The 8,081-nt window shown below is 61.6% G+C and carries 4 protein-coding genes and 3 tRNA genes; 3 read left to right on the forward strand and 4 right to left on the reverse strand.

Features of this window, described 5'->3' with window-relative positions:
• On the forward strand, window positions 1–1,125 hold a 1,125-nt coding region (gene xerC, locus ABZE94_RS18405; RefSeq protein WP_372877215.1), incomplete at its 5' end, for a tyrosine recombinase XerC.
• A gap of 367 nt (window positions 1,126–1,492) precedes the next feature.
• On the opposite strand, the gene ABZE94_RS18410 is transcribed toward xerC, so the two are convergent.
• From ABZE94_RS18410 to ABZE94_RS18420, 3 genes are all read right to left on the reverse strand, one after another.
• A tRNA-Lys gene (locus ABZE94_RS18410) sits at window positions 1,493–1,568 on the reverse strand.
• 5 nt (window positions 1,569–1,573) lie between these two features.
• Window positions 1,574–1,650 (reverse strand) — tRNA-Pro (locus ABZE94_RS18415).
• Between the two features lie 10 nt (window positions 1,651–1,660).
• A tRNA-Asn gene (locus ABZE94_RS18420) sits at window positions 1,661–1,736 on the reverse strand.
• Between the two features lie 209 nt (window positions 1,737–1,945).
• On the opposite strand from ABZE94_RS18420, the gene ABZE94_RS18425 reads away from it, so the two are divergent.
• Together ABZE94_RS18425 and ABZE94_RS18430 are read left to right on the forward strand one after the other, a co-directional pair.
• A complete protein-coding gene (locus tag ABZE94_RS18425; protein ID WP_372877217.1) occupies window positions 1,946–4,297 on the forward strand; it encodes a DUF1631 domain-containing protein in 2,352 nt (783 codons plus the stop codon).
• Between the two features lie 17 nt (window positions 4,298–4,314).
• Complete coding sequence (locus tag ABZE94_RS18430; protein ID WP_372877219.1) at window positions 4,315–4,647, forward strand: PilZ domain-containing protein; 333 nt, start codon at window positions 4,315–4,317, stop codon at window positions 4,645–4,647.
• A gap of 319 nt (window positions 4,648–4,966) precedes the next feature.
• Here ABZE94_RS18430 and clpB read toward each other — a convergent pair whose 3' ends face one another.
• Window positions 4,967–7,531: an ATP-dependent chaperone ClpB gene (gene clpB / locus ABZE94_RS18435; RefSeq protein WP_372877221.1), complete on the reverse strand. Its 2,565-nt coding sequence runs from the start codon at window positions 7,529–7,531 to the stop codon at window positions 4,967–4,969.
• Between the last annotated feature and the right edge of the window lie 550 nt (window positions 7,532–8,081).

Below are 8,081 nucleotides of genomic sequence, written 5' to 3' on the forward strand. Positions count from 1 at the left end.
AATGGTTTGTCCAAACGGAGCTGGAATACGTACTCCAACCACCTGCGCACCATCTGGGGGTATGGCCTCGAGCATGGAACCCTGACCCATACCTCGATCAACCCGTTCAAGAAGACCACCGTGATACCGCCCAAGCGACCGAGCAAGACAGTCGCCGGTGACGCTATTCAACGAGCACGGAGCTGGCTCACCTCACTGGTGGACCTAGAGCAATGCACCGGCGACAGGAGCAAGATCACGCCGGCCTGGTTCTGGCTGGCCACCTTCGAAATGTTCTACTACACAGGCATCCGACTGAATGCCTTGCTCTGCCTGCGCTACAAGGACATTGACTGGGACAAGCAGATGATCCTTGTTCGTGGTGAAACAGAGAAAACACACCGTGAATTCTCGGTGCCGATCATGGAGGGCCTGGCACCACACCTACGACGCCTCCTGGACGAGGCAAAGGGCGCTGGCTTTGCACCGGATGACCTGCTGTTCAACGTCAATCGCTTCTCTCGGCATTACCACCGCAAGGAAATGAACATCGACCAGGTGGAAGCGATGTACCGGAAGCTCACCGACAAGATCGGCGTGAGAATGACGCCACACAGGTTTCGCCACACGCTGGCCACGGATCTAATGAAGCAGCCGGAGCGGAATATCCACCTGACCAAGAGCCTGTTGAATCACACGAACATTGCTACAACGATGAACTACATCGAGGCGGACTACGACCACATGCGTGCTGTCCTGCATGAACGTAGCCTTGCCCAAGGCGCTCTAAAGCATGTGCGTCGGGTAGATAGCAGTGGAGCAATACCCCAGCCGACAAATGACCAGGAGCAGAGGCTTAATAGAGAGCCAGCCAACCAGGCCATTCAACAGATTGAGCACCTTACGTCCAATCGACAGCCGTGTGAGTCAGGGCAAATGCCTACCGCCCCGACCGACCGCAGCGCGATGCCGCTGGAGTTCTCGTCGGTTGATTCGGTTCCGCCCTTACCACCCGGGGAACTGTTCGAAACCAACATGCTGTTCACGCTAATAGCGAATATGCAGAGGGCACCAACCTTCAGCCGCCGCAGCAGCGGCACGGCAGGGGGATTTGGACAGACAGCCAATGCAAGGGCTTCTCCCTAGGCGGTATTTCGGCACAGCTACCGACGAACTGCACTTCGCCATCTAAGCCTGATCGCGAGATCTCATTACAGATGCGAGGGATGGTGCCGACTGACGCCTGAAAAGTGGTGTCAATGACAAGTCGAGCGCGTTTCAAAGAAGAGGCAACTGGCCGCAACCCCTGTGATTTTCGGTCACATCGGGGTCGATTTCGCACGCCTACAGAAAGGAATAAAGCACCAGAAACAGAACAGCCCGCCTAAAAAGGCGGGCTGTTCCATATTGACATCACTCCAGAGCGAATCTAATGTTCGCCCCAGACGGCTGCAAGACTAGCAAGACGGCACTGCAATACCCTTCCTAGAACTACATACCACCATGGTGAAAATGGTGGGTCGTGTGGGATTCGAACCTACGACCAATTGGTTAAAAGCCAACTGCTCTACCAACTGAGCTAACGACCCAAAAATGGTCGGGGTAGGGGGATTCGAACTCCCGACATCCTGCTCCCAAAGCAGGCGCGCTACCGGACTGCGCTATACCCCGATTGAAAGATTGGCTCCGCGACCAGGACTCGAACCTGGGACCCAATGATTAACAGTCATTTGCTCTACCGACTGAGCTATCGCGGAACTAAGCGCTTTCAAATCTCTTCTACTAAGCTTCGGTGTGAACCGATTCCCGTGTCTGAGGCGCGCCATTTTACGTTTCCGCAGCCGCCTGTCAAGCCCTTAAATTGCTTTTATGACAATGCTTTGCACGTTAGTGACGGCCTGCTATATCTTCCTCGGGGATGATCAGCGCAGGATGCATTAGTCACAGGCTTCAATCAGGAAAGTCCATGAGCAACCAGGACACGCCACCGAACACGCCAAAGCCCGCGCCGACTCTCGCCAGCCGCGGCATTCAGCCACGCTTTGGCGAACTGGTACAGAGTTGTCGCAAGCTGGCGATGAACCAACTGGCCGAGCAGCTGACCTGCGTTTTCGGCCAGGTCGATGACGCCTTGTTCGAGTGCGCGGAAAAAGCCGAGAACAATCAGCTACAAACCCTGTTCTTCGACAGCATGCGCGATATCCGCAAGCAGCGGCCGCAGATCGAACGAGCCTACCACCAGACGATCTCGCAGAATTTCTCGGACTTTCTCGACGGCAAGCTCAAGCTGGCGCCCAGCGTCATGGACCTGGATGCCGAACAGCTCACCCTGGTACAGAAAGAGGAGCACGAGGAAAACCTGCTGATCATCACGATGGTCAGCCAGGTCAAGTCACGCTGCGCGGAGCAGCTGTTTGCCCTGGAGCAGCGCCTGGCCCTGCTCAACAACGGCAAACAACTGATCGAGGAGAACAATCCCTTCGGCCCGCAGATGATTGCCCTGGCCTTTCGCCAGGCCCTGGCGCCCAGCCCGTTCCCGCTACGGATCAAAACCATCCTCTACCGCTTGTTCGACCAGTACGTGATGCTCAGCCTGGACACGGTGTATGACGCCCTGAACCAGCGCCTGATCGACGCCGGGGTACTGCCCGCGCTCAAGTACCGCGCCCAGCGTGCCGCCAATCCCGAGCGGCCGGGCAAGACGGCCACCACGCCGGGCGCCCCGCAGCAACGGCAGGGCGACAATCCCGCCCAGGCCAACGCCGCCCCCTCGACACGCGCGCCCGAGGACTCAGCCGCGCAAGCGCCGATCGACCTCGACGGCCCGCCACCGAGCAACCCGAGCGCGCTGCTGCAGGGCCTGTCCGCCTTGCTCGGCGAACATCGCCAACGCGATATTGACGCACCATTGCTCGGCGGCACCCGCAGCATCGCCAGTTTTGCCCCGCGCGACGCCACCAGCACCTACAGCGCCAGCGATCTGCTCGACGCCCTGAACCGCATGCAACGCCAGTCTGCCGATGAGCTGGCGCAACGCCTGGACAGCCCGCAACGGGTCGAAGGCTTGAAAGCCGATTTGCAGCGACAGCTGGAAACCTTCAGCCAGCGCCCGGGCAAACAGAAACTGTCGGAGGAGGAGGCCGACGTGATCGACCTGGTCGGCATGCTGTTCGACTTCATCCTCGACGACACCTGCCTGATCGACAGCTACAAGACCACCCTCTCCCACCTGCACACCCCCTATCTGAAAGTGGCGCTGCAAGACAAGGCACTGTTCACCCAGCACCAGCACCCCGCTCGCCGCCTGCTCAACAGCATGGCCCAGGCAGGCGTACTCTATGGCAGCGAGGCCAATGAGCGCGGCCTGCTGACCAAGATGAAATGGGTGGTGGAGCAGGTGGTCGGCGCAAACACCGACGATCCCTTGCTGTTCGAGGGGCTTCTCGCACAATTCGACGCCTACACCGACACCCTCAAGCACAAGGTCGAACTGCGCGAACGCCGCGCAGTGGAGGCCGCCAAGGGCCGCGACAAGCTGCTGGGCGCCCGTCAGCAGGCCATCGACGTGGTTGCCCGCAGCCTCAGTGGCCGCCAGACGCCGGGGATCATCCGCAACTTTCTCGAACTGACCTGGACCGACGTGCTGGTCTTCGCCCTGCTCCGCCATGGCGAGAACAGCAGCGAGTGGCTGCGCGCCTGCGAAGTGGCCGAGCAATTGGCCTGGAGCGGCACGCCACTGGATGAAAGCGGTCGCCAACAGCTGCAAACACTGCGCGTGACGCTGCTGGACGATTTGCGCAAAGGCCTGCAACTGCTCGGCGGCTACCATGAGGACGGCATTCGCCGTTTGCTGCAGGACCTGGTCGCCAGCCAATACGCCGCCCAGGCCAAGCAACCGCAACTCGCCGACACCTTCGCCCCGCAGCTGGCGCCGAGTGCGCTCGGCGCCATGCTCGGCGATGACGCCATGCTCGCCACTCTGGCGCCGCGCGAGTCCGGCCTGTCTGCCCGCGCACGGGCGCTCGCCCAGGAGCTGATGCAGGTCGAATTCGGCACCTGGTTCGAATTCCTCGACGACGACCAGCCCCACCAGCTCAAGCTCTCCTGGTTCAGCCCGACCACGCGCAATTACATGTTTGTCGATCACAGCGGCCAGCGGGCGGCGATCAAACCCCTGACCCAACTGGCCAGCGAAATGGAACAGGGTCTGGCCCGCATCGTTCCACCTGAACGCGATGCGCCGCTGGTGGATCGCGCCCTCAACGCCATTTATCGTGTGCTGCAGCGCTTTAGCGGACGCACGGACAAAACCCGCTAACAGGCCAAGGAGCCCTTATGGATGATCGTCGTCAGCACAGTCGGCACAGCACCGAGCTGCAGCTGGAAGTCTTCGACCTGCATACCGGCCAGCGTCTCGGGCGCGTGGCAGACCTCTCTGCCGACGGATTCATGCTGTTCAGCGACAAGCCGCACCGAGCGGACAGCCTGGTCGAATGCCGCCTGGTCAGCGAACAGGTGATCGACGGGGTTGGCGAGATCCAGTTGAGCGCCGACTGCCTATGGAGCCGCCCCGGCGCCGACGGCCAACACTGCTGGGCCGGTTTTCATATCACCGACATAGAACAAGACCAGGCCGCCGCGCTGGACGTGCTGCTCCAGCATCTTTAAACGCTAGTCTCACGACATGAAGAATCTGTCGCTGTGGGCGGGAGTGTTTCTTTGCGTCCGGCGCGGTCTGCGAATATTTGAACCACGGTTCGCGGCCAAGCCCCTGTCATCAAACAACCCGTATATCATTGATTTTACGGGTTATTACGTCATCCGTAGGAGCGGCTTCAGCCGCGAATTCTTCGCGACACAGCAAAGCTTCGCGGCTAAAGCCCCTCCCACGAGGTTGCGATCTGGCTCAACAGATAACGGGTACATCGCCATAAAAAACGCCCCGCACGGCGCTGACCGTGACGGGGCGTTATGAATGCAGCGGGGCTTAGCCGAAGACGATTTCGTCGTTTTCGACCGTGCCGGTGACGGTGCTGCCGGGGGCGAACTTGCCGGCGAGGATCAGCTGCGCCAGCGGGTTTTCGATCCAGCGCTGGATCGCCCGCTTCAGCGGCCGCGCACCGTAGACCGGGTCGTAACCGATGGCGACCAGCTTGTCCAAGGCCTCGTCGCTCAGCTCCAGGCTCAGCTCGCGCTCGCTCAGGCGCTGGCGCAAACGGCCCAACTGGATCTGCGCGATGCCGGCGATCTGCTCGCGGGCCAGCGGCTCGAACACCACCACTTCGTCGATACGGTTGACGAATTCCGGACGGAAATGCGAGTTCACCGCGTCCATCACCGCCGCACGCTGCCCTTCGCGATCACCGACCAGCTCCTGGATCTGCGCGGAGCCGAGGTTGGAGGTCATCACGATCACGGTGTTCTTGAAGTCGACGGTGCGCCCGTGACTGTCGGTCAGGCGGCCGTCTTCCATGACCTGCAGGAGGATGTTGAATACGTCCGGGTGAGCCTTCTCCACCTCGTCCATCAGGATCACCGAATAAGGCTTGCGACGTACCGCCTCGGTCAGGTAACCGCCCTCTTCGTAGCCAATGTAGCCGGGCGGCGCACCGATCAGCCGCGATACGGAATGCTTCTCCATGAACTCGGACATGTCGATGCGCACCAGCGCCTCCTCGGTGTCGAAGAGGAACTCGGCCAGGGCCTTGCACAGCTCGGTCTTGCCCACCCCGGTCGGGCCGAGGAAGAGGAAGGAGCCGCTCGGCCGATTGGGGTCGGACAGCCCGGCGCGCGAACGCCGTACCGCGCTGGCCACGGCGACCACCGCTTCGTTCTGGCCGATCACCCGCTGGTGCAGCAGACCTTCCATCTTCAGCAGTTTGTCACGCTCGCCTTCGAGCATCTTCGAGACCGGAATGCCGGTCCACTTGGACACCACTTCGGCAATTTCTTCCTCGGTGACCTTGCTGCGCAGCAGCTGGTTCTCGGTCTTGCCGTGCTGGTCGACCATCTGCAGGCTGCGCTCCAGATCCGGAATGATGCCGTACTGCAACTCGGCCATGCGATTGAGATCACCCTTGCGCCGCGCCGCCTCCAACTCCTGGCGCGACTGCTCGATTTTCTCCTGGATCTGCGCCGAGCCCTGCACCTCGGCCTTTTCCGACTTCCAGATGTCTTCCAGGTCGGCGTACTCACGCTCCTGCCGGGCGATGTCTTCCTTGAGTTTTTCCAGACGCTTGATCGCCGCCTCGTCGTCCTCCTTCTTCAGCGCCTGGGCCTCGACCTTGAGCTGGATCAGGCGCCGCTCGAGGCGGTCGAGCACTTCCGGCTTGGAGTCGATTTCCATGCGGATGCGGCTGGCCGCCTCGTCGATCAGGTCGATGGCCTTGTCCGGCAGCTGACGGTCGGTGATGTAGCGGTGGCTGAGCTTGGCCGCGGCGATGATCGCGCCGTCGGTGATCGCCACCTTGTGGTGCACCTCGTAGCGCTCCTTGAGGCCACGGAGGATGGCGATGGTGTCTTCCTCGCTCGGCTCATCGACCAGCACCTTCTGGAAGCGCCGCTCCAGGGCAGCATCCTTCTCGATGTACTGGCGGTACTCGTCCAGGGTGGTGGCGCCGACGCAGTGCAGCTCGCCACGGGCCAGGGCCGGCTTGAGCATATTACCGGCGTCCATGGAGCCTTCGGCCTTGCCGGCGCCGACCATGGTGTGGATTTCGTCGATAAACAGGATGATCCGCCCTTCCTGCTTGCCCAGCTCGTTGAGCACCGCCTTGAGGCGCTCCTCGAACTCGCCGCGGAACTTGGCGCCGGCGATCAGCGCGCCCATGTCCAGCGACAGCACGCGCTTGTCCTTCAGGCCATCCGGCACCTCGCCATTGACGATGCGCTGGGCCAGGCCTTCGACGATCGCGGTCTTGCCCACGCCCGGCTCGCCGATCAGCACCGGGTTGTTCTTGGTGCGGCGCTGCAACACCTGGATGGTGCGACGGATCTCGTCGTCGCGGCCGATCACCGGATCCAGCTTGCCCTCTTCGGCGCGCTTGGTCAGATCGATGGTGTACTTGTCCAGGGCCTGGCGGGATTCCTCGGCATTCGGGTCGTTCACCGCATCGCCGCCGCGCAGGTTGCTGATGGCGTTTTCCAGGGCTTTCTTGCTCACGCCCTGGGCCAGCAGCAACTTGCCCAGCTTGGTGCCTTCGTCCAGCGCGGCAAGCAGCACCAGTTCGCTGGAGATGAACTGGTCGCCCTTCTGCTGGGACAGGCGGTCGGCCTGATTGAGCAGGCGCGCCAGGTCCTGGGACAGGTTGACGTCGCCGGTCGGGTTCTGGATCTTGCCCAGGTGATCGAGCTCCTTGCTCAGCGCCTGGCGCAGACTGGCTACGTCGAAGCCGACCTGCATCAGCAGCGGCTTGATCGAGCCGCCCTGTTGGTCGAGCAGCGCCTGCATCAGGTGCAGCGGCTCGATGGCGGCATGGTCGAGGCCGACGGCCAGGGACTGGGCGTCGGATAGCGCAAGTTGCAACTTGCTGGTCAATCGGTCGATTCGCATTGCGTCATCCTTCCTTTTAAGAGCAGGCCGGCGCGATGGACACCCCTGTATTGAAAGCCTGCCGAGATGAAGACTAGATGAGGCCGATTGTGCGAGTTTCAAGCGCGACGACGTTGATCTGGGTCATAGCCAGCGGCGGATGGGCGTTTCGACGCCGCGGCCCGGATGGCGTTCCGTCCGGAGCGAAGCGACAACCCGCCAGCTTCCGTGTTGCGACGAGCAGCCAATGGTGCACTGCCTTCGGCGAGTGACACCCTACGGATCGAGGATTGCTCCAAATTCGGCGTTCCGTTCGGTCCGTAGGGCGGCTTCGGAGCGCAGCGACAACCCGCCAGCTTTTGCGCCGCGCCGACGAACCCATGGTGCACTGCCTGCGGCGAGTGACACCCTACGGATTGCGGATTGTTCCAGATCTGGCGTTCCGTTCGGTCCGTAGGGCGGCCTCGGAGCGCAGCGACAACCCGCCAGCTTTTGCGCCGCGTCGAGCAACCCATGGTGCACTGCCTGCGGCGAGTGACACCTTACGGATTGCGGATTGTTCCAGATCTGG

The organism is Pseudomonas sp., from assembly GCF_041601375.1.
Classification (GTDB): domain Bacteria; phylum Pseudomonadota; class Gammaproteobacteria; order Pseudomonadales; family Pseudomonadaceae; genus Aquipseudomonas.

Bases quoted from the DNA above. Each gene is read 5' to 3' on its own strand.
- ABZE94_RS18425 (WP_372877217.1), top strand. From the start codon at position 1,946: ATGAGCAACCAGGACACGCCACCGAACACGCCAAAGCCCGCGCCGACT.
- ABZE94_RS18430 (WP_372877219.1), top strand. From the start codon at position 4,315: ATGGATGATCGTCGTCAGCACAGTCGGCACAGCACCGAGCTGCAGCTG.
- clpB (WP_372877221.1), bottom strand. From the start codon at position 7,531: ATGCGAATCGACCGATTGACCAGCAAGTTGCAACTTGCGCTATCCGAC.